Genomic DNA, 16,463 nt, shown 5'->3' with positions numbered 1-16,463 from the left:
AACGACATGTCCGTACACCTGTCGCTCGTATTCCCGGGCGCCGCCGCGCACGTTCCGCAGCTTGTTCGCGAACTTGTCGCACGGCGGATCGCGGTGCTTCGCGGCCCTCGCTCGTTCGATCTGAGCGATGCGCAGGCATTGCTGCATCTCGGGGCCATGACGTGCGATCGCGTCGACTACGTCGTCGCCGACGCTTCCCCCACGCTGGAATCGATCGAGATGGCCGGCGCGTTCTTTGCGGCGAGCGGCGCGGACGCGATTCTTGCGATAGGCGGCGGGGCTGTCATCGATACGGCGAAAGGTGTCAGACGGATCGCCGCATGTCCGCACTTGTGCGCCGCCGATGCGCTACGTATGCGCGGCGGGTCTACCCGACGGCTTCCTGCTTGCATCGCGGTGCCAACCACGGCCGGGACGGGAAGCGAAGTCACGCCATTCGCGACGTTCTATGTCGGAGGCATCAAGCATTCGGTCGACCATCAGGACGCCATGCCGGACCGCGCCGTGGTCGATGCGCGATTGACGGGAAGCCTCGACGCACGCCAGACGGCCTGCTCCGGTGTCGACGCAATCTGCCACGGCATCGAGTCGATGTGGTCGAACGCGGCGACGGCGGAAAGCATCACGTATGCGAGCGATGCGCTGACGCTCTGTGGCAGGCATCTAGGCGACGCGATTCGCAAGGGAGACGCCAACGCACGTGCCGCCGTCATGTACGCTGCGCATCTGTCCGGCCGCGCGATCGCGATCACCCGCACAACCGCGGCACATGCGTTGTCGTACGCTCTGACGGCGCGGTTCGGTATCCCCCACGGTCATGCGGTCGGCCTGTTCATGGGGCCGGTGCTCGCCGAACACGCGCGTGCGGTTCATCGCGGCAAGGGCATTGCCGAATATCAGGAGACGATCCTGGCACGCCTCGCGTTGCCGAATGCACGCACGCCACGGCAGCGATGGGAGGCGCAGTTGCGTGAATGGGCGCTGCCCGCGACGCTCGCAGAGGCCGGCGTCCCGCGCTCGGCATACGCGGAACTCGTTGCGGAGGTGAATCTCGAACGGCTCGCCAATCATCCGGTACGCCTCGATCTGCAACATTTGCTCGATGCGTTGTAAGTACGGACCGCTGATCGATTTCAATCCAGATAATCGGCCCGCAACGCGGCATTTGCCCCCGACGCGTTGATCAGCGGACCACTTTACGGGGGCATGGAGAGCAAGTGATGAGCAAGCAACCCGAAGTGGTACATGCGAATTTCGATTTGTTCCAGAAGGAGGCGTCGACCCTGATCGGATCGTTCTCGGAGGCGATCGCGCGCGTCGGCAGGGGGCCCGCGCCCAATCAGGCAGTACTCAAGCAGGTGCTCGAGGCCTCGCTCGCGAACACACTGGCGTCACTCGCGGCGTCATTGGCGACGTCGATCTCCCACGTGTCGCGTGCCGATTCGTTCGCGAACAACGTAGGCCGTTTGCGTGAGCGTGTGCAGTCGCAAAGCAATTTGTTGATCAAGGCAAGCGAGATCAAGTGAAAGATGCGGCCTGGTTGAAACTAGGCCGCACTTGTGAGAGCACGCTCATCATGACCTCCGATTCGGGCACTTTTCAGGCGTTCTTGCGTCAGCAGATCGAACGGGAGCAGGCGCCCGTCTACAAGCCGATTCGCAGGCTGTCGACGCGCCTGTCGTGGCGCCTCGCGAAAGCGAACGTCCACCCCAACCTGCTGACGTTTCTCGGGGCGCTCGCGGCGCTCGCCGCCGCGACCCTGATGTCGTACGGGCAGCGTGGCGCGATGATGGCGGCAGCGGCGCTTATCGCGGTCGCGTATCTGTTCGACTGCATGGATGGTGAGGTTGCGCGAGCCGGCGGCCGGGCGTCCGCGTTCGGCGGACAGCTCGATCAGCTTTCGAATTGGGTGACGCTCGTCGCACTGCAGATCGGGCTGGCACTCGGCGCCTCCGTGCAGTCCGGCAACCCGTCGATGGCGACGTGGGGAATGTTTGCCTTGGCCGGCTGGTGCACGTTCTACTACCTGTACCTGCAACTCGCGAGCTGGGTGCCAGGCGACGGCCCGTTTGCGCTGCTGCGCAAGTTGTCGCGCATTCTCTTCGCGGCGATGCCGCTCGACGAGAATCTCGTGCTGCTTGCGGCGATCACGGGCCATGCGAAGATCGGTATCGTGGTATCGGCGATGCTGTCGCTGGCGCTGTCGGCGGTAGTTTGCGCGACTTACATCGCAGGCATGATCGCATCGATGCGCGAGACGCGCCAGGCGGATGCGGCATCAACGGCCCCCCCCTCCTGACGCGGCAATCCGGGCGACAGAAGGGATTTCCGGGATCGGCATCGACGTGGCAGGTTCACCGCACATGATTACCCGCATCTTGTGCCTACTACCCGTTCGCAACGGCGCGGAGCACCTGCAGGCATACTTCGATAACGTGCGGCGCTTCGCGTCCGGCATCGTCGCGCTGGACGATGGAAGTACGGACCAGACGCTCGACCTGCTGCGCCGGGAGGCACTTGTTCTTCAGGTGCTGCGCAATCCGCGACGATGGTCTTGTGCAGGATGGAACGACGCAGAGAACCGTCAAAGGTTGCTAGACGCTAGCGCCGTCCACGCACCCGACTGGATCGTCTGGCTCGACGCCGATGAACTCATCGCGGAACCCGACCTGCCTCTTCTGCGAACGCTGATCTCCGAAATCGCAAATCCGGGGCACGCTTATGCGTTCGAGGTTCTCAGAATGATCGGGGACTTGGCTCATTTCGACCAGCACCGACTTTGGGTGTATCGAATGTTCGGCTTCCGGGCCGGACAGCGTTTGCCTGCGGCGCGCCTGCACTTCCAGCCGATTCCAGACGACATCTCCCGGGAGCACATGCACCGGACCATCATTCGCATTCTGCACAAGGGCGGCATGACCCCGCAGGCAAGGCGCGCCAGATTTCTGAAATATCGAGAGGCCGATCCCGGGAAACTCTGGCAGGCGACGTATGCCAATCTCCTAGCAGGTCCGGGACATCTGTGGAGCCTGCGCGCGCATCCGAAAGACGCAGACATCGTCATCGAATGATCCCGCCTCTGGATTGCATCGATTTCCGTGACGGACCTAGCGAACGCTGCGGGACGCGACGATCGTTTCCGCGACCACATCCAGCGTATCCATCAACGGCTCCAGTTCTGCCGTCAACGCCGGGGTAATCATCAGTTGCTGTCCATCGGGTGAAAGCACAGCGAAGATACCTCGCTCGAGCAGTGACTGGATGATTTTTTTTGGTCGGGACGCGTGCGCAAATTCGGGATCGCCTCCCCCGATGTTGACCGCCATCGATAGCCCTACGCCATGGATGTCGAAGTGGCCCCCCAATTTTCGGCCGTTGGATTCGAATATCGCGGTCACGGCACTCGCCAGTTCGAGCGCACGGCTACCCAGGTCGGCGGCCTGGTGGAATGCAAGGGTCGACAACGCCGCTGCACAGCCCGCCGGCGACCCACCGTAAGTGGAAGCGAAAGAAGCTTCGTCCAAAAAGGATCGCAAATCGTTTGCCACGAGCGCGAGAGATAACGGGTAGAGCCCGTTTGTGAGTGCCTTTCCGCAAGTAATGACGTGCGGGCGAATGGGGCGGCCTTGGAATGACCATGGATGCCCCGTTCTGTTCATACCCGTCCCGATTTCATCACAGACCAACAGAAAGCCAAATTCGTCCGAAAGGCGCTGAAGCAGATTCAGGAATGCGTCCGGTACGACACGGCACCCGGCGTTGGTGAGGACGGTTTCGAACACGACCGCTCCTATGCTGTCTTCTCGCGTGAGTAACGCTTCGATCGTTGCAAGGTCCGCGTCCGAAACAGGAGCGGGCAGCGCGAAACGTCGATTATCGAGCCCCAGCGCATCAATGTGGTCGACAGGATATCCCGCGGCGAGCGCCGCGCCGAGCGTGCTTCCGTGATAGGCGTCGCCGACGCACGCGACTCCCCCTCTGCCGGTTGTGACGCGGGCGACCTTGAGCGCGTTGTCGATCGCCTCACTGCCGCTGCATGACAGGATCGGAATGTATCCGGGAAAGATGCTGCCGAGCTGTTCCTTGAACCGCTCCTGGTTCGGATCCGTGCACCATGAGGGTCTGAAAGGGAGGGCTCTGGCGGCCTCGATCCAGTCCGTGAAGATCGCTTCGTTGTTCCAGCCGGCATTGGTGACGTTCCAACCGGAAGTCAGGTCGTAGTAGACACGCCCGTCGATGCCGATCAGTCGATCGTTCTTCGCGCCATGGAGCGCCAGCAGTTGTTCTCGGCCCATCTTTCGTCCTCGCTCACCATCGCCATTAGTCGTCTATCGCGCCCTCGGTCTTGTAGCAGTTGCGGCAGTGCGGCACGACCCGGCGCCCTGACGAGACGAGACTGGACCGGAACGCCTGACCTCGGCGCAGGATGTCGTCGACCTCTTCGCTGAAAATGTTTCCAATGACGCCACTCCGATCGAACGAGAGCATGCAGACATGCACATCGCCGGTTACCGTGATGCACATCGCGTTGCCTGCCCAGAAACAGGCTCCTTGAGGAAGGACGTCGGCCGCAAAGGGTATTTCCCGTCCTTCTCTGTCAATAGGGCAGACTCTGGTCCATGCGTCGCACCTGCGGGACAGGACGACAAGCTCACGATCGTAGATCGCGCCGCGCAGATAGGTGATCTCGTAGATTCCGACGCTCAAATGCGGCTCGCCTGCGGCATCTCGCGCATCCAGCAGCCTTTCCAAGCCGCGCAGCGTTGGTAACCACGTGCCGGGCCCCCGGTTGGCTTCGTGCAGGACTCGTCCACCCCCGTCTATGGACACGTATGCGAGATCTCCTTCGCGTGTTTGCCGAACAATCTCGGCACACGTGTCGTGCGAAAGCAGGAGCCCGTTAGTGTGGAACTCGAGTGGAACGCCAGGAGCGGTCGTATTGCGGATGCGAAGAAATTCGCCAAATCGCTTGTTTGTCAGCGGTTCACCGCGCCAGTTCAGATGGAGTTTCTCGATCGTGACGCCGGCGGCATTCAATTTTTCGAGCACGAGCGCGAAGTGATCCGTCGAGAGCAGGCGCGATGTATGGACATGCTTGGTATAGCAGTCGCGGCACGCCAGATTGCATGCCGCGGACAGATCCATCCAGATCCATAGGGGAACGGATCCTCGTTCCATTATCGGATTGCCCCCAAGGCACGCCAGTCGACCATGCGCAGGGTGCTTCGCCGCCCGTCCAGCGCCCCCTCAATTTCACGCCATTGACGGTCCCAAATCGAAGTCGATCGAGGATCGACCCGGATGACCTTGCCTGCCGACGTAGACGCCCAGATCCACGATCCGTCCGGCAGGCACGCCGCGGCATGTTCGTGGATTCCGTCTTCGTCCCAGTCGAAAAAAGCCAACAGGCAGCGCTGCGCCGATACCATCTCCGTGGCTTGTACAGTAACGCCTTGACGGCCTCTCGCCATTTGATCCGCAGTCATCCATGGAAGCTGCGCAACCGTGAGCCGCAGGCTCTTGCGAATGGCACGCATCAACAGACTCGAACAATCGATGCCGGTCGGCCCGCGGCCGCCGAACTTGTACGGGGCGCCAACCGAAGCCGCCAACCAGTGAGCGAGTCGAATCTCGTACCTGGCAATCGAGGCGATCATTCGAACGGCTGAACGCCCGAAACAAGAATGATTTTGTGGGCGAGCCGTGGGCTTCTGAGCGACGACGACGCCCCCACGACCATCGTTCCTGTAATGAGATCGTGCTGGTATTTGACGCTCGGCCACCATGGCGGGATATAAAGGATGGCTTCCACGCCGTCCTGGACAAGCAACCCGTCAGCGCCGGCTTCGGTAATGCTGACGACAGCCGGACTGCCGGGCTTGATCTTGCCAGCAACCGCCAGGCTTTCGCCCCCGATGTGCAGCTCGCCGCCAATGCCGGTCCGATTAGCCGTTTGCACCACTAATTGTGCGTCGCCGACCCGTAGCGGCGTTGATTTGATGTCGTCGGTGTGAACCGACAATGACAGATACCACGTTCCCCGGATTCGGACTGCCGCCATCGTTGCCCCCTTATGCGATAAGTGTGGTGGCTACTCGATAGAAACACGCAAAGAGCGTATCCATGTAGCGTTGCGTTGTCTACTATTAGATGCACCATCAACTCCGACCTGAGCAGGTGATGCATGGCACCGCGACCCTGCGACTTGCGTCGACAGGAGTGCGTTCGATGAAATCCGTCTCACCTGGCCAGACCCCAAACGAGTTACATCGATTCACCGGGACGCCCTCCCACCCCCTCCTCTGGGCCGTTCGTTGCTCTGGCGAAGTCTTCCATGTCACGGCGACGGGAAAAATCACCGAGTCGTCCCTTCCGAAGGGATGGCATGCCGAGGAGGTCACGGTTGCCGCGCAGGGTAGGACCTGGGTCATGGCACGAAACGAATGTCACGCGAGATGGGGAGTCTGGCTGCGCGTTGCTGGCGGGGCTTCCTGGAAGCTGGTGATCGAGTTGGAACAGCATGCTGCGATTGCTGCAGCAAGGTCAGGCGTATGGGTGCTGGCAGGACACCGGCTGGACTTGATTGGCGACGACGGTCGTATTCTGCAATCCAATGGTCTCGAATTCGACGCGGTTGGCGTCTGTGAAGGTCCCGATGAGTCGCTGTGGTTGTTGGGGGGCCTTGCACGCTTGGGGGGAAAGCCGATTCGGAGACGAGGCGCAGGGGCGACGTGTTGGCACGAGATGCCAGAACCCATCGCGGCGACACAAATTGCTTGCGCACCGGACGGATGCGCGTGGACGGTCAACTCGCGAGGAGACCTTTGGCGACTTCACCCGGACGGCCCCGGTCACTTCGCCGAGTGCCGTCAATCGGCAAACTGCCGCAACTGCCTGAAATCGCCTCGCGCCGGCATGGTCATCCGCGTCTGTGTCGGAACCGACGGTCAGGTCTGGTGTTTGACCCCAAAAACGGTACCAGGAGGATATTGCATCGCCAGACTGGCGCCCGGAAGCCGCCGCATGACTGAACTTCCCGGCCAGGTTGGCGCGATCAGCATCGCCGCTGCCACCGGTTGGCCTGACGGCGAGTAAGTGTCCAAAGCAGCATATCGGCGTCGGGCCGATGTTCCGCACCAATGTCAGCCCGGAAGCAATTCAGCCGATGGCGCTCTAGTGAAGCGGACATGCGACCTGGTCGATTTTTGGCGGAGACGAGTTAATCCGCTTTGGGCGACCGCACGACGCGCATCATTGGTACGCGAGCGGCCGGTAAGTCCTTGAAAAGCCGACACCCGAATGTCAGATCCCCTTACGCGAAGAATGGCGCTTCCTCGCCGATAGCGGCCTCTCGCCACACCGCCAACCGCAAGCCCGGCGAATCATTCCCCTGCCCGCGCTCCCCGCCTCATATGCCCCTCGGCAACCGCACCGTAAAAACGGTTTCCGTCTGATCCGACCGCGCATCAATCCGGCCGCGATGCGCCTTGGCGATTTCGTTGGCGATAAACAACCCGAGCCCTAGACCGGCATCATCCCCCGTCCGTCGCGAACGATCAGCCTCCCCGCGCTCGAGCGGATCGAAAATACGGTCGAGCGTGCGCGGATCGATCGCCGGCCCGCTGTTGCCGACCTCGACGACCACGTCGGCGCCCGTCGTCGCGGCCACCACCCGCACCGGTCTATCGCGCGCACCGTACTTGACGGCATTGCTCACCAGATTGCTCAGCAACTGCTGCATGCGCTGGTCGTCCCACTCGCCCCGGAGATCCCCACGCATATCGACGGTGATTTCGCGATCCGGATGACCTGCCCGCAGCTCGTCCACCACATTGACGAGCACATGCGCGAGGTCGATAGGACGGGGAACGACGTTGATGCCCAGCCCGAGCTGGGTTCGATTGAAATCGCAGAGATCATCGAGAAGGCCCTGCATGCGACCACCGCTTCTGATCAGCCGAGCGGCGGCCTCCGATACCTCCTCACCCGCATTGAGCGCGGCAAGATACGACGCCGTGAGCTGGATCGTCTGCAGCGGCGTGCGCATGTCATGGCTCAGCATGCCGAGAAACAAGTTACGAGCCTGTTCGACCTGTTCGGTAAAAAACGAGACGGATTCCGCCAGCGCCTGATCGATCGCTTCGTTGAAGCGAATCATGTCGTCCATGTCGACCGGGCCCGGCTGACACGCGTCGATCCACAGGCGCAGCACGCTGGCACGCAGCGCCCGATACTCGGCCGCCAACTGGTTGATGTTGAAACCCCGCTGGGCGCGCAAAACGGCATGCGTCTGCGCGGCCGTCTCGCTGGCGTTCGCCGGCTCGGGTGCGCGCCCCAGCGATTTTTCGTGTTGCGCTTCCCTCGTCTGCGGGGTCGCGATGTCCTTGGCGACGGCGATCAGAATCTCGCGCGCGTGGTCGCGTAGTCCGTGCGAGGTCATGTGCCTCGCGGCCGGTAACAGCGTGGCAGCAAACGCTTCCCACTGCACCAGGATCGGTTCCATGTTCCGTACGATGAAATCGGAAAGACGCATGTCGCCCCTCACAACGGAATGAACGGTGGACGCTTCTGTCGAACCGCAAGATATCACGTGAATGACGGCGAGGCCCGCAGCGGGCTTCGATTCGCACGCCCGTCACGTCGGGCGGCCACTATCGTCGATAATCGATCCGCGTCATTCCAGTTCCGCAGGGCGCCACCTTTCAATTGCCGCGACACCGGCAGCACGAACCTTGCTTCGCGCCCGTTCGACCTCCATCCGACGGTGGGATCGGCCGCCGCTTCCTGTCACGGCCGGCCGCCGGCACGAGATTGCACATGCCCAGGAAAAAATCCAGCCTCTGGTTGCGACATCTTGAACTGTTTTCCGCGGCGGCCGGTGCACGTCCGAAGAAGCGCGCCGGCAAGGCGCGGCCGGCCGCCCAAAAAACCGCCACCAGGCTCGCTCAACGGCCCGCCAAGCCGGCCGCCCCCGCCCGCGCCGCCAAACGGACGGGTACCGCACGCGCGCCGTCGGCCCGGCCGCCCGGCACCTGGCTCCGGTCGTTTCATTCGGCCGGCCCGAGCGCCGGCCGGCTCGTGAACCATCTCGCTTACGCGCTGTATCTTCCCGCCGCACCGGCTGCAACCGCGGGCATGCCGGCCGTCGTCATGCTGCATGGCTGCAAGCAAACCGCCGAATCGTTCGCCGCGGGCACGCGCATCTGCCGCCTCGCGGAGCGCTCGGGGTTCGCCGTGCTGTTCCCCGAGCAGGCCAAGACGGCCCATGCGCACCGCTGCTGGCACTGGCATGACGACGCGACTCCGTCCGAAGCCGCGGCCGTCGCGTCGCTGGTCGACGCCATCGTCCAGCGCCACGGCTTCGATCGCGACCGGATCTACGTGGCCGGCCTATCCGCCGGCGCCGGGCTCGCCGCGGCGCTGGCGCTCCGGTATCCCGACCGCTTCGCGGCCGTCGGCCTGCACTCCGGCCCGGCCATCGCGCCGCCGTCGTCGACGATGGCCGCGATGAGCCTGATGCGTCGCGGCCTCCGCGACGATCCGATCCACGCGCTCGACGCGTGCGCCGACGTCGCGGCCTATCCCGGCATGCCGGCCTTGGTCATCCATGGTCGGCTCGATACGGTCGTGACCGACCGGAACGCGACGCAGCTCGGCATCGCGTTCGCGCGGCTCAACCGGCTCGTCGACGAACACGGTGCAATTCGCGTCGGCGAACAACGCAGCTACGCGCACGACGATGCGGACTACGTCGACTATCTGAAGGGTGGACGGCTGGTCGTCAGGGTGTGCATCGTCCGCGGGCTGCCGCATGCATGGAGCGGCGGCGATCCGGGCGAGCCGTTCCATTCCGCCACCGGCCCGGACGCGACCGCGATGCTCTGGCATTTCTTTCGTCGTCAGCGCCGCAAGCGACTGGCGTGACGCGCGACGCTCGCGCCCGTCGCCATCGCGTCGTCATGCCCGTTGCTCCAACGCCGCCGCGTTCGCACGATCGCCGGCACGCCGAACCGGCAACCGTATCCGGAAGGTCGTGCCGCGTCCCGGCTCGCTGGTCACGTCGATGGTGCCGCGATGACGCTCGACGATGCCGTGCGATACCGACAGCCCGAGCCCCGTGCCCTGCCCGACCGGTTTCGTGGTGAAGAACGGATCGAAGATCCGCCGGACGACGTCGGGCGTCATGCCGGCGCCGGTGTCGCTGATCGCGATCGATACCTGATCGCCGTCGCTCGACGTGCGGATCGTGATCACGCCGCGCTCCGGAATCGCCTGCGCCGCGTTGACCAGCAGGTTCATGAAGACCTGGTTCAACTGCGACGGCAAGCATTCGACGTGCGGGACGTCGCCGTAATCGCGCACGATGTCGGCCTTGTACTTGAGCTCGTTGTGGACGACGTTGAGCGTGCTCTCGAGGCCCGCATGCAGATCGACCACGCTCCATTCGTCGCTGGCCGGGCGCGAGAAATCGCGCAAATCCTGCACGATGCGCCGCACGCGCAGTGCGCCGTCGATCGATTCGTCGATCAGCATCGCGATCTCGTCGCGGACGTAGTCGAGATCCGCGGCACGGTGCACGGCCGTCAGCGCGTCACGGATGGCCGGATCGAGCTGCGGCAGCGTGGCCTCATGCGCCGCGACCACGTCGAGCAGGCTGCGCACCCACGTCTTCAACGTATTGAGGTTCGCGCTGACGAAGCCGATCGGATTGTTGATCTCGTGCGCGACACCGGCCGCGAGCTGCCCGATCGACGCGAGCTTTTCCGACTGCAGCAATTGCTCGTGCGTTTCCTCGAGCGCATGCAGCAGGCGCCGCTGTTCGTCCTTCTCCTGTTCGAGCAGCGCGTGCGCGGCCTTGCGTTCGTCGATCTCGGTCGCCATGTTCTCGCGCGTACGTTGCAGCATCTGCGTCGTCTGCTCGTAGCGATGCAGTGCGCGTTCAAGTTCGCCGGTTCGCAACCGCACGAGTCGCTCCAGCGTGTCGGTCATCCCGCGCAGGAACGTTGTGCGCGCATCGAAACGGCACACCAGCAGCGTGACGACCAGCGTCGCCATCGTGAACAACGCGACCGTCGTCGCGAGCCACGGTGCGTCGACGTCGTTCGCGGCGCCGCACCGCGCATCCGGCGCGAAATGCGCGGCCGCCATCGCCGTGTAGTGCATGCCGGTAATCGCGATGCCCATGATGACGGCCGCACCGATGCGCTGCACGGTCGCGTAGCGTGCCTGCTGCATGCGCAACGCCTGCGCGATCCACAGCGCGGCCGTCGACGCGATCACCGCGATGCCGATCGACGCGGCGAACAGCAACGCATCGTAGCGAATGCCGGGCTCCATATGCATCGCGGCCATCCCCGTGTAGTGCATGCCGGCGATCCCGCCGCCCATCAGCACGCCGCCCGCGCACAGCCGCCGCCAGCCCAGCCGTGCGCGCGTGACGACGTTCAGCGCGAAATACGACACGAGCACCGCGATCGCCAGCGAGGCGCCGGTTTCCTGCCATGCATAGCCGAGCGGCACCGGCAACGAAAACGCGAGCATGCCGACGAAATGCATCGACCAGATGCCGGTGCCCATCGCCGCCGCGCCACCGCCCAGCCACGCGCGCTTGAGCTTCGGATTGTCGAGCAGCGAAATGAACGCGGCGAGGTCGAGCGTCGTATAGGAGGCCAGCGTCGCGATCGCGAGCGACAGCAGGACGAGCGGAACGTTGTAGATGCCATGCATGATCGGACGCCCGTAACGGGTTGATTGCATCGCCGCGGTGCGGGCGCTCGCGCGCACCGCGGCCATCAGGCCGCCGTTCGACGTCAGGCCGGCGGCGCGCCTGCGTGGGGGGCGTGCGCGTGCCCCGCCGGACGGGCCAGCACGAGAATGTCGAACGGCGTGCCCTCTCGCGTTTCGAAGCGGCGCACAAGTTCGATCTGGTGCGCGGACATCACGCTGCCCTTCGTCATCAACAACACGCCGCGATGCGTGCGCAGATCGTCGGCGAGCTCCATCCCTTCGCGCAGTTGAGCCGACCGGATTTCCGCGACGGACGCCGCGATGCCGAGACTCTCAGGATCCCGCATCAACTCGACGAAGCGTGCGACCAGTTGCGGGTCGTAACGCACGCCTGCTTGCGAGTGCAACACGTCGATCGCCTGCTCGATCGAATGCGGCGCCCCGATTTCGCCGTGGCGCAGCCCTTCGAAATCGCGCGCGATCGCGACGATCCGCGACCCGATCGGGATCGCGTCGCCGACCAGCCCATCCGGCGTGCCGCGGCCGTTGAAGCGCTCGTACTGGTGCAGCACGATCGACGCGACCTTGTGCAGCTGGGCGACCGGCGTCAGCACCATCTGCGCGCGCAGCGGATGCTCCTGGAACACGCGGTGCTCGTCCGTCGTCATCCGCGTGAGCGGCTTGTGCAGCAATTCGTCCGGCAGCGACAGCTTGCCGATGCCGTGCAACAGCCCCGCGAAATAGACGTCCTGCGCATGCAGTTCGCTCATCTCCGACGCCAGCGCGAGCCGGCGCGCGATCTCGCCGACGCGCATCGCATGCCCGCTCGCGGCCCCGCAGCGCAGCTCGATCATGCTTGCGCACACCTGAACCATCGCCGTGAAGCTGCTTTTCAGGTCGCGCTGCGCCGCTTCGAGGAACATCACCGTCTGGCCGAGCTCCTCGGTGCGCGCGCGAACCTGCGTTTCGAGATCCGTGTTGAAACGGCGCAGCGCTTCGTTCTGCGCTTCCGTCAGCGCCGCCAGCCGGGCCGCTTCGCCGCGCAAACGGCGCTGCTCCAGCGCGTGCTCGATCGTCAGCAGCAGGTCGTGATCGTCCCACGGCTTGTTCAGGTAGCGATACACGCCGCCTTCGTTGACGGCCTGCATGACCGACGCGATCTCCGCATAGCCGGTGAGCAGAATGCGCATCGTGTCCGGGTACAGCGCCCGCGCGCGCGCCAGGAATTCCGCGCCGCTCATGTGCGGCATCCGCATGTCGGACACGATCAGGTCGATTTCCGTCGACGCCAAAATCCCGAGCGCGGCCTCGCCGCTGTCGGCGGTCACGATGTCGTAGCCGGTGGGCCGGAACACGCGCCTGAGCGCGGACAGCACGTTCGGTTCGTCGTCGACCAGCAGGATCGACGGTACGCGCGCCGCGTCGCCGGATGCCGCGGCGGTGTCGGACGTTTCGGGCGGCACGGCATTCACGCCGTTTGTTGCAGATGTCGTCATAATCGGCCTCGGATCCATTATTTACGCCCTCTCTGCAACATCGGCCGGTGCCGCGTTTTCCACATTGGTGAAAACGCTAATGCGTGCGTGTCGATTTCAACCGGAATGCATCACGCGAGTGCTACGTCGTTGCCGCGCCCGGTTCGCGGCGGTAGGTGATGTCCCATTCCGCTTCGTCGGTTCGCACGAAGCCGTGCCGTTCGTAGAAGCGGTTCGAATCGCTGCCGCGCAAAGCGCCGACGCGAACGGGCATTCGCTGTGCGTCGGCGTCGGCCAGGATCGCGCGCAGCACGGCGGCGCCGATGCCTTTGCGCTGATGCGCGGGCACGGGCCACCGGGCATCGAGGACGCGTGATCGCTTCAGCGCGCCTCGATGCCTTGCGCTTGCATGAACTGACTCCGGACATCTTCGCTCAACACGGACTTCGGCGGCACACCTCTCGTCGATCGGCGAGCGCGAAGCAAGCGAGCGAGCGAGCGAGCCGATGCGATCGGCTCAAGGAATAAAAAACGCTGGCCAGTAAGCTGGCCAGCAAAAGGTTCTGGCGATCCGAGGTTGAGTGTGCCAGAACCGCATACATTGACCGGCGTACGTGTACAAACGGACGGAGACGGCAAACGACCTGCCCCAAAGATCGGGACGCCCGGCCCGACCCCGCGCAACAATCTGTGATCGCAGTTTAGGCCAAGCTCACGGATGCTGCCAAGCGAGCGTTCACGCCCGCAAGCTCGAACGCATCGTCGGAATTCGGCCCTTCCCATGTCGCGATCATCGCATCGGTCGGCAGATAGTCGGGATCGGCCGACGCGACGCCGGCCCACAGTCCTTGAGACACCTGTCTGCCATGGAGATAAAAGTGCAGCTCCCGGCCAGCGCGCTCGCAAGTACACCGGATTCTCTCCACCGATTGGCCCAGCCCTCTGATCTGTGCGACCTGGTTGCGATCCAGCTCGAACATGGCGCTCACCACCCCGTCGCAATCGACAATGCCGATCATGTTGCTGTCATCGGTGAATGTCCACGACGGATGCGGCGTGCCCAAACGCAGCATGAAAAAATCTGCGGATTCTGAACCAATCATCATGTTTCTCCTGCAACGATACGCCGTCCTACTAACTGTAACTCGATAAAGACACGCGCTCATCCAATGCCCTCTCCTCGCCGTGCCTGGATGCGCGAGTGGCGGTACGCCAGCGCGTTGCAACAGGCGGGCGCAACATGGAAACGCGCACCGCCCGTCGCTTCCGGAGCCCCTACACGCTTGCCCGGCCCGCCACGGTTTCCGCGGCCGTACTCTCCGAACCGGAAAGCTTCACCGCCACGGCCGCGGCCGCCGTGCTCCCGTAGACGTTGAGCGCGGTTCTTCCCATGTCGAAAAACGCGTCGACGCCCAACAGCAGCAGCACCGCATCGGCCGGCAACCCGATCGACGTGAGAACGATGGTGATCGCGACGATCGCGCCGGACGGCACGTTGGCTGCTCCGTCGATGGTGACGATCGTCAAGATCAGAATCGTGATCACCAGCGGCCAGGACCAGACGAGGTGATAGGCGTCGGCCAGATACCCGACCGCGAGGGCCGTGTAGAGCACCGCGCCGTCGCGATTGAAAATATAGGCGAGCGGCAAGATCGTGGACGCCACGCCATAGGGCACGCCCAGTTCAACCAGCTTCTTCAGGTGCAACGGATAGGTAATTTCGGACGAACGCGTCGTGAACCCCAGGATCAGCGGCTCCTTCACCTTCCTGAGCACGGCGAGCGGCGACTGACCGGCGACGCGAATGACGATGGTCAGCACGACCGCCAGAATCGCCATGCCGAGATAGGCCACGCCCAGCAGCTCGATGAGCGAGTGCGCGCCCGTAAAGCCCTTGGCTGCCAACAACTGCGCGATCGCGGCGAAGATCGCGAGCGGCGACCATGCGATCACCCACTGGATCATCTTGAACAGCCCCGACAGCAGCGCCTCGAAAACGGCAATCGCAGGCTCGGCCCGCTCCGGGGCGGCCGACAATGCGGCGCCGAAAATGACGCCGAAAACGAGCACCGGGAGCGAATTCCCCGCAGCAAGCGCAGCGACGATGTTGGCGGGGATCAAATCGACGAGGAATTTCGTCCAGTCGATGCTGGAAGCAAGCGCGGCGGGCATCGATCCGGAGTGAGTCAGGCTCGCGCCGAGACCCGGTCGAAATGCAAAGTTGAGCAGCAGGCCGCACGATGCAGCCAGGCCCGTCATCAAAATGAAGAAGGCGATACTGGACAGGGCGACCTTGCCAAGCCGCTCGCGAAGCCGGCCCGCACGGAAGACCCCGACCGTGACCGACAGGAAGATCAACGGCATGACGACCATCTTGATCGCATGGCCGAACAGCGTGCTGAGAAAGCCCAGCTTCGCGGCGAAGCCCGGCGCAAACACGCCGCAAGCGACGCCCAGCACAAGTCCGCCAAACATTTGCATCGGAAGGGAAAGCCCTTTATTTTTCGTGTTCATGCCGTGCCTTTAGCAGTTTTATCCGTGCCGGCGTGCCGTCAACGATGTGATTCCACATATGCTGACGCGCGAGCTCGCCGTCGTTCGCTTCGATTGCGTGAAAGATGTGCAGGTGCTCGATCGTGCCGCGCCGAACGGTTTCCGCGTCGCCACGCGGGAGTTCGTTCAGGGCCAGGGTCTGGGCCCGCAATAAACCATACGCCGACGAGATCCGGACGTTCCGTGCGGCAGCAAACAACTCTTGATGAAACACCCAACCGATACGTTGCTCGAGCATGATGTCCGCGACGTCCCGGTCGATCAGTTCCCGCATTTTTGCCGCGGCCTCGCGAAGGCCTGCCGTTACGCCGGACTTCGCTGCGAGAAACGCTGCGGTACTCTCGAGGGCCAGCCGCATTTCAAAAATTTCGCGAAGATCGCTGGTCGTCGGCGACGCGACATAGGTGCCGCTCTTTTCGATCACGACGACCAGCCCTTCGGATTCGAGCAAATGCAATGCGCTGCGCACCGGCATCTGGCCGAAACCCAGTTCGTCCGACAGGCCTCGGTGAGATACTTTCTGCCCAGGCGCAAGACGGCCGTCAAAGATTCGCGATCGGATCTCGTCGTAGGCCAGTTCTGCATCTGTCGATACTTTCAACGTCATCTGTGATCGCAGTTAGCGTATGATTCAAAAAACAAAACAGGTAGGAAATTACCCTTACTCGCCATGCCCGGCAACTGCTAATTTTGCGAGTGGGTATGTCG

At 63.5% G+C, this 16,463-nt stretch carries 16 protein-coding genes and 1 pseudogene; 6 read left to right on the top strand and 11 right to left on the bottom strand.

The window, feature by feature from the left end; translation table 11 throughout:
- Positions 1–6: 6 nt before the first annotated feature.
- The 4 genes from KR541_RS32010 to KR541_RS31995 all read left to right on the top strand — a co-directional run bounded on the left by KR541_RS32010 (position 7) and on the right by KR541_RS31995 (position 3,071).
- Positions 7–1,113, top strand: a complete 1,107-nt coding sequence (locus KR541_RS32010) for a phosphonoacetaldehyde reductase (protein ID WP_185722562.1) — start codon at positions 7–9, stop codon at positions 1,111–1,113.
- Between the two features lie 107 nt (positions 1,114–1,220).
- On the top strand, positions 1,221–1,526 hold the full coding sequence (locus KR541_RS32005) for a hypothetical protein (protein ID WP_124630104.1): 306 nt from the start codon (positions 1,221–1,223) through the stop codon (positions 1,524–1,526).
- A gap of 50 nt (positions 1,527–1,576) precedes the next feature.
- On the top strand, positions 1,577–2,299 hold the full coding sequence (locus KR541_RS32000) for a CDP-alcohol phosphatidyltransferase family protein (RefSeq protein WP_124630103.1): 723 nt from the start codon (positions 1,577–1,579) through the stop codon (positions 2,297–2,299).
- Between the two features lie 64 nt (positions 2,300–2,363).
- Positions 2,364–3,071, top strand: a complete 708-nt coding sequence (locus KR541_RS31995; protein WP_185722560.1) for a glycosyltransferase family 2 protein — start codon at positions 2,364–2,366, stop codon at positions 3,069–3,071.
- A gap of 36 nt (positions 3,072–3,107) precedes the next feature.
- Here the strand turns inward: KR541_RS31995 and KR541_RS31990 are convergent, their stop codons facing one another.
- From KR541_RS31990 to KR541_RS31975, 4 genes are read right to left on the bottom strand one after another with little or no spacing between them, the layout of a single operon-like run.
- A complete protein-coding gene (locus KR541_RS31990; RefSeq protein ID WP_204384783.1) occupies positions 3,108–4,295 on the bottom strand; it encodes an aminotransferase class III-fold pyridoxal phosphate-dependent enzyme in 1,188 nt (395 codons plus the stop codon).
- Positions 4,296–4,320: 25 nt separating this feature from the next.
- Entirely contained in the window at positions 4,321–5,145 is an 825-nt protein-coding gene (locus KR541_RS31985) for a radical SAM protein (protein WP_185722558.1), read from the bottom strand.
- A gap of 32 nt (positions 5,146–5,177) precedes the next feature.
- Positions 5,178–5,657 carry an NlpC/P60 family protein gene (locus KR541_RS31980; RefSeq protein WP_185722556.1) on the bottom strand — a complete coding sequence of 160 codons (480 nt, stop codon included), beginning with the start codon at positions 5,655–5,657 and terminating at the stop codon, positions 5,178–5,180.
- Entirely contained in the window at positions 5,654–6,022 is a 369-nt protein-coding gene (locus KR541_RS31975) for a hypothetical protein (protein ID WP_204384782.1), read from the bottom strand. Before KR541_RS31975 ends, KR541_RS31980 begins: the two co-directional genes overlap by 4 nt.
- A 206-nt stretch (positions 6,023–6,228) precedes the next feature.
- On the opposite strand from KR541_RS31975, the gene KR541_RS31970 reads away from it, so the two are divergent.
- Complete coding sequence (locus KR541_RS31970; RefSeq protein WP_124630098.1) at positions 6,229–7,095, top strand: hypothetical protein; 867 nt, start codon at positions 6,229–6,231, stop codon at positions 7,093–7,095.
- 313 nt (positions 7,096–7,408) lie between these two features.
- On the opposite strand, the gene KR541_RS31965 is transcribed toward KR541_RS31970, so the two are convergent.
- The gene (locus KR541_RS31965; RefSeq protein ID WP_216090062.1) at positions 7,409–8,533 is read right to left on the bottom strand and encodes a sensor histidine kinase; all 1,125 of its coding nucleotides are present in this window, start codon (positions 8,531–8,533) and stop codon (positions 7,409–7,411) included.
- 284 nt (positions 8,534–8,817) lie between these two features.
- Here KR541_RS31965 and KR541_RS31960 point away from each other — a divergent pair, with 284 nt between their 5' ends.
- Positions 8,818–9,924 (top strand): extracellular catalytic domain type 1 short-chain-length polyhydroxyalkanoate depolymerase, encoded by a 1,107-nt coding sequence (locus tag KR541_RS31960; RefSeq protein ID WP_216090061.1) that lies wholly within the window; start codon positions 8,818–8,820, stop codon positions 9,922–9,924.
- A 33-nt stretch (positions 9,925–9,957) separates the two neighbouring features.
- Here the strand turns inward: KR541_RS31960 and KR541_RS31955 are convergent, their stop codons facing one another.
- From KR541_RS31955 to KR541_RS31930, 6 genes and pseudogenes are all read right to left on the bottom strand, one after another.
- Positions 9,958–11,727 (bottom strand): histidine kinase, encoded by a 1,770-nt coding sequence (locus KR541_RS31955; protein WP_216090217.1) that lies wholly within the window; start codon positions 11,725–11,727, stop codon positions 9,958–9,960.
- An 83-nt stretch (positions 11,728–11,810) separates the two neighbouring features.
- Positions 11,811–13,223, bottom strand: coding sequence for a response regulator c-di-GMP phosphodiesterase, NosR family (gene nosR, locus KR541_RS31950; RefSeq protein WP_216090060.1), 1,413 nt, complete (start codon positions 13,221–13,223; stop codon positions 11,811–11,813).
- Between the two features lie 121 nt (positions 13,224–13,344).
- Positions 13,345–13,560, bottom strand: a pseudogene (locus KR541_RS31945) (GNAT family N-acetyltransferase); the annotation flags it as partial.
- Between the two features lie 343 nt (positions 13,561–13,903).
- The gene (locus KR541_RS31940) at positions 13,904–14,308 is read right to left on the bottom strand and encodes a hypothetical protein (protein WP_216090059.1); all 405 of its coding nucleotides are present in this window, start codon (positions 14,306–14,308) and stop codon (positions 13,904–13,906) included.
- 169 nt (positions 14,309–14,477) lie between these two features.
- Entirely contained in the window at positions 14,478–15,716 is a 1,239-nt protein-coding gene (locus tag KR541_RS31935) for a dicarboxylate/amino acid:cation symporter (RefSeq protein ID WP_216090058.1), read from the bottom strand.
- Positions 15,700–16,362, bottom strand: coding sequence for a GntR family transcriptional regulator (locus tag KR541_RS31930; protein ID WP_050013504.1), 663 nt, complete (start codon positions 16,360–16,362; stop codon positions 15,700–15,702). Before KR541_RS31930 ends, KR541_RS31935 begins: the two co-directional genes overlap by 17 nt.
- Positions 16,363–16,463: the final 101 nt, after the last annotated feature.

The organism is Burkholderia sola, from assembly GCF_905400185.1.
In the GTDB taxonomy this organism is placed as follows: Bacteria; Pseudomonadota; Gammaproteobacteria; order Burkholderiales; family Burkholderiaceae; genus Burkholderia; species Burkholderia sola.
The sequence above is the reverse complement of the archived record's forward strand: the minus strand, read 5'-3'. Positions and strand labels throughout refer to the sequence as shown.

Bases quoted from the DNA above. Each gene is read 5' to 3' on its own strand.
- nosR (WP_216090060.1), bottom strand. From the start codon at position 13,223: ATGACGACATCTGCAACAAACGGCGTGAATGCCGTGCCGCCCGAAACG.
- KR541_RS31960 (WP_216090061.1), top strand. From the start codon at position 8,818: ATGCCCAGGAAAAAATCCAGCCTCTGGTTGCGACATCTTGAACTGTTT.
- KR541_RS32000 (WP_124630103.1), top strand. From the start codon at position 1,577: ATGACCTCCGATTCGGGCACTTTTCAGGCGTTCTTGCGTCAGCAGATC.
- KR541_RS31940 (WP_216090059.1), bottom strand. From the start codon at position 14,308: ATGATGATTGGTTCAGAATCCGCAGATTTTTTCATGCTGCGTTTGGGC.
- KR541_RS31935 (WP_216090058.1), bottom strand. From the start codon at position 15,716: ATGAACACGAAAAATAAAGGGCTTTCCCTTCCGATGCAAATGTTTGGC.
- KR541_RS31980 (WP_185722556.1), bottom strand. From the start codon at position 5,657: ATGATCGCCTCGATTGCCAGGTACGAGATTCGACTCGCTCACTGGTTG.
- KR541_RS32010 (WP_185722562.1), top strand. From the start codon at position 7: ATGTCCGTACACCTGTCGCTCGTATTCCCGGGCGCCGCCGCGCACGTT.
- KR541_RS31995 (WP_185722560.1), top strand. From the start codon at position 2,364: ATGATTACCCGCATCTTGTGCCTACTACCCGTTCGCAACGGCGCGGAG.
- KR541_RS31955 (WP_216090217.1), bottom strand. From the start codon at position 11,727: ATGCATGGCATCTACAACGTTCCGCTCGTCCTGCTGTCGCTCGCGATC.
- KR541_RS31965 (WP_216090062.1), bottom strand. From the start codon at position 8,533: ATGCGTCTTTCCGATTTCATCGTACGGAACATGGAACCGATCCTGGTG.
- KR541_RS31930 (WP_050013504.1), bottom strand. From the start codon at position 16,362: ATGACGTTGAAAGTATCGACAGATGCAGAACTGGCCTACGACGAGATC.
- KR541_RS31990 (WP_204384783.1), bottom strand. From the start codon at position 4,295: ATGGGCCGAGAACAACTGCTGGCGCTCCATGGCGCGAAGAACGATCGA.
- KR541_RS31970 (WP_124630098.1), top strand. From the start codon at position 6,229: ATGAAATCCGTCTCACCTGGCCAGACCCCAAACGAGTTACATCGATTC.
- KR541_RS32005 (WP_124630104.1), top strand. From the start codon at position 1,221: ATGAGCAAGCAACCCGAAGTGGTACATGCGAATTTCGATTTGTTCCAG.
- KR541_RS31985 (WP_185722558.1), bottom strand. From the start codon at position 5,145: ATGGATCTGTCCGCGGCATGCAATCTGGCGTGCCGCGACTGCTATACC.